Origin of the sequence: Vibrio genomosp. F10 str. 9ZD137 (genome assembly GCF_049974785.1) — a bacterium.
In the GTDB taxonomy this organism is placed as follows: domain Bacteria; phylum Pseudomonadota; class Gammaproteobacteria; order Enterobacterales; family Vibrionaceae; genus Vibrio.
This window is the reverse complement of record NZ_JBNGCJ010000700.1, coordinates 1-3,120: the sequence shown is the minus strand read 5'-3', so window position 1 is coordinate 3,120 and position 3,120 is coordinate 1. Positions and strand designations below refer to the sequence as shown.

Genomic DNA, 3,120 nt, shown 5'->3' with positions numbered 1-3,120 from the left:
GCCGCACAAGCTCAGGTCCCTCTACCGTTAAGTCGAGATCTGGCGGGTGAGCAAGTGGCAGAACGAGTTCAAATGATGATGTCAAAGAATTTAAAGAACATTGATATCCGTCTTGACCCACCAGAACTCGGTCGAATGCAAATTAGAATGAATATGAATGGTGATAACACGGCGGTTCATTTCACTGTGACCAATCAACAAGCGAGAGACGTGATTGAGCAATCTATGCCTCGGCTAAGAGAAATGTTAGCCCAGCAAGGGGTACAGTTAGGCGATACATCGGTGCAGCAACAGAACTCAGGACAACAACAAGGGCAATATACGACCAATGAGAATCAAGGGTCAGGTCAAGGATCAGCCAATAATATGGGTGATAGTGACGAAAATATTGATTCAGACACAAAAGTTGATTTGAATGTCACAACAAAGCGTGATGGAATCAGTTATTACGCTTAAACTATACAAAACAAAACGATATAAAAAGAATAAATAGAGATTGTTATGGCTGATGAAGAATTAGAACAAGAACAACCGAAAGGGAAAAGCAAACTCCTGATCATTATCATCGCAGTGGTGGTATTACTGGTTGGTGGCGGTGCTGCTGCATTTTTCCTTATGGGATCCAGTGACTCTGCGGAATCTGGGGCATCGGCTGAGGCGAAAGTGGCGTTGCCTGCTGATCCTGTGGCTTACGTCAATATACCTCAGCCGTTCCTCTTTAATGTGACCGGTGATAAACGCGACAGGTTGGTTCAGATAAAAGTCCAACTGATGGTACGCGGAAGCGAAAATGAAAATCTCGCCCGTTATCATTCACCTTTAATTGAAAGTGCGCTATTGGGTACGTTTGCCTCAGCAACGGTCGATCAGTTACGCAGTGTGGATGGTAGAGTAGAGTTAAGAACGAAGGCCAGCGAAGATATTAAAGCCAGCCTGACACGAGCTGTCGGTCATCCCGTGATTGAACGTGTATTATTTACCGATTTTGTAATTCAGTAGGTGTGAAGTGACCGATCTATTAAGCCAAGACGAAATTGATGCTCTTCTTCATGGTGTAGACGATGTTGATGAGGCCGAAGATGAAGTAGAAGTGGATAATGCCTCCGCGGTTAATTTTGACTTCTCTTCTCAAGACCGAATTGTTCGTGGTCGAATGCCAACGCTTGAGCTTATCAATGAGCGTTTTGCCAGACACCTTCGGATCAGCTTGTTTAACATGCTTAGAAAAACCGCTGAAGTGTCGATTAATGGTGTACAAATGATGAAGTTTGGTGAGTACCAAAACACATTGTATGTACCGACCAGTCTTAATATGGTGCGTTTCAGACCATTGAAAGGTACGGCGCTTGTCACGATGGAAGCACGATTAGTGTTCATCTTGGTAGAGAACTTCTTCGGTGGTGATGGCCGCTTTCATGCACGAATTGAAGGCCGAGAGTTTACTCCAACAGAAAGACGAATTGTTCAGCTGTTGCTTAAAATAGTATTTGAAGATTACAAAGAAGCCTGGTCACCGGTGATGGGTGTTGAGTTTGAATATCTGGATTCCGAAGTGAACCCAAGTATGGCGAACATTGTTAGCCCAACAGAAGTGATTGTGGTGAGTTCATTCCATATCGAAGTGGATGGTGGCGGTGGTGATTTCCACGTGGTTATGCCGTACTCCATGGTCGAGCCTATACGTGAATTGCTCGATGCGGGTGTTCAGTCGGATAAGATGGAAACCGACATTCGTTGGAGTTCGGCATTGCGTGAAGAGATCATGGACGTTCCTGTTAATTTCCGAGTGAACTTACTTGAGCAAGATATTTCGTTACGTGATCTGATGGAACTTCAAGCGGGTGATATTATTCCTATGGTCATGCCTGAACATGCCACCATGTTTGTCGAAGAACTGCCGACATACCGAGTAAAAATGGGACGCTCGGGAGAAAATTTAGCGGTTCAAGTTTCAGAAAAAATTAAACGTCCTGATGTAGTTAAAACGGATCTCGCTTTCCTTGGCAAAGACATTATGTCTGAATTCGAGGATGATAACGGCGACGATGAAGATGAGTATTAAGAGTAGGTAATAAAGAATGAGTGAACCAAGTGACGACCAGAAACTAGCAGACGAATGGGCAGCTGCGTTGGGAGAGGATCCATCCGCTCCTGAAGTGGATGTTGATGATATTCTGGCAGCACCGCTTGATGAGTTAAAAGATACCTCTTCGCCAATTTCAGAAGACGAGAGACGCAAGCTCGATACCATTTTAGACATTCCGGTGACCATATCTATGGAAGTCGGGCGCTCACAGATCAGTATTCGCAACCTGTTGCAACTCAACCAGGGCTCAGTGGTCGAGCTGGAACGCGTGGCGGGTGAGTCATTGGATGTTTTGGTCAACGGCACGTTGATTGCCCATGGTGAAGTGGTTGTCGTCAATGATAAGTTTGGTATTCGCTTAACGGATGTTATTAGTCAAACGGAACGCATTAAAAAGCTACGATAACCTGGATTCTCAAATAAATGAGATTCTTAGATAACGGCAAGTTTTAGAACAATGAGATGCTTTTATAAATGACAAAGAAAGCGAGCGAATGAAATACGTAGCACTAGCGCTAGTATTTTTGCCATATAGCGCCATGGCAGCCACAGGCAGTGAATTGGATTTAGCGACCACAGTGGGGTCGCTTTTATTCGTTGTTGCTTTGATCTTTTTGTTAGCTTGGGCGCTAAAGAGAATGCGTGTACCCACGATGATGAACCAAAAAGGGTTATCGATTGTTCGTCAAATTCCCGTGGGTACTAAAGAGCGTGTTATGATCATTGAAGCGGGGAAAGAGCAGTTTTTGGTCGGCGTGACGACCCAGTCGATTCAGCTGATTTCAAAACTGGACACCCCGATCACTCAGGAGGAGTTAGCCTCAGGGTCATTTGCGAATCAGATGAGCCAGCTATTGAAGAAAAATGACCAATCATAATCGTTTTATCACATTGATTATCGCGAGTGCGTTGCTGCTTTTCGCCTCGTTCGCTTTTTCTCCGGTCGCATTTGCGCAAGAAGAGCTAGATGCTATCATTCCTCCCAACGCAGCGGGTGCATCCAATGTTACGGTGACTAGATCGGAAGAGCGGGT

Annotated in this window: 5 protein-coding genes; all 5 read left to right on the top strand. The window is 44.9% G+C overall.

Features of this window, described 5'->3' with window-relative positions:
- On the top strand, window positions 1-456 hold a 456-nt coding region (locus ACP45E_RS16740), incomplete at its 5' end, for a flagellar hook-length control protein FliK (RefSeq protein ID WP_141707379.1).
- Window positions 457-501: 45 nt separating this feature from the next.
- Window positions 502-999 (top strand): flagellar basal body-associated protein FliL, encoded by a 498-nt coding sequence (gene fliL, locus ACP45E_RS16735; protein WP_017038402.1) that lies wholly within the window; start codon window positions 502-504, stop codon window positions 997-999.
- 7 nt (window positions 1,000-1,006) lie between these two features.
- Window positions 1,007-2,062 (top strand): flagellar motor switch protein FliM, encoded by a 1,056-nt coding sequence (gene fliM / locus ACP45E_RS16730; protein WP_017033254.1) that lies wholly within the window; start codon window positions 1,007-1,009, stop codon window positions 2,060-2,062.
- 16 nt (window positions 2,063-2,078) lie between these two features.
- Window positions 2,079-2,492, top strand: coding sequence for a flagellar motor switch protein FliN (gene fliN, locus ACP45E_RS16725; RefSeq protein ID WP_017033253.1), 414 nt, complete (start codon window positions 2,079-2,081; stop codon window positions 2,490-2,492).
- An 88-nt stretch (window positions 2,493-2,580) separates the two neighbouring features.
- Window positions 2,581-2,964 (top strand): flagellar biosynthetic protein FliO, encoded by a 384-nt coding sequence (fliO, locus tag ACP45E_RS16720; RefSeq protein WP_017033252.1) that lies wholly within the window; start codon window positions 2,581-2,583, stop codon window positions 2,962-2,964.
- The last annotated feature ends 156 nt before the right edge of the window (window positions 2,965-3,120 follow it).